Annotated in this window: 1 pseudogene; it reads left to right on the forward strand. The window is 62.7% G+C overall.

Annotated elements, in window-relative coordinates:
- A pseudogene (locus M3090_RS15630) lies at window positions 1-469 on the forward strand (hypothetical protein); the annotation flags it as partial.

Here is a 469-nt window from a genome sequence, read left to right on the forward strand (position 1 = left end):
CGACCTTTTCGGCTTCACACAGGAGGAACGGCAGGCGTTCAGCACCGGACGGAAGCCCAAACGGAAGAAGAAGCAGGACACCCCGCAGCTCTCCCTGTTCGACATTGTGGAACCGCTCAGCGGCCAGTTTGTACCCGACAAAGGGGATGCCATTGCCGCATCGCCCGCAGAAAAGCCTGCCCGGACTGCACAGCCCGAACCGGCAGCCGCACCCCAAGCCCCGTCGGAAGAAGAACTTCGGGAACAGGAGCGCCGCCGGGCGGAGGAAGAGGCCGCACGGCAGGAGCGCATGAAGCCACGCCCCTTCACCGGTGAAAGACTGGAACACTACCGGAACGGCTCATTGGTGGATATGGACGGGCAGATTGGCTACCTCTCCGACATGGATAGAATCCCCGTGTTCCATCCGCTGGAACTGCCCGCCCGCCAGCAGCAGCGTGCCGCATCCTACATTGAACTTCGCGACACC

Source organism: Bacteroides sp. ET71, from assembly GCF_023336905.1.
Classification (GTDB): Bacteria; Bacteroidota; Bacteroidia; order Bacteroidales; family Bacteroidaceae; genus Bacteroides.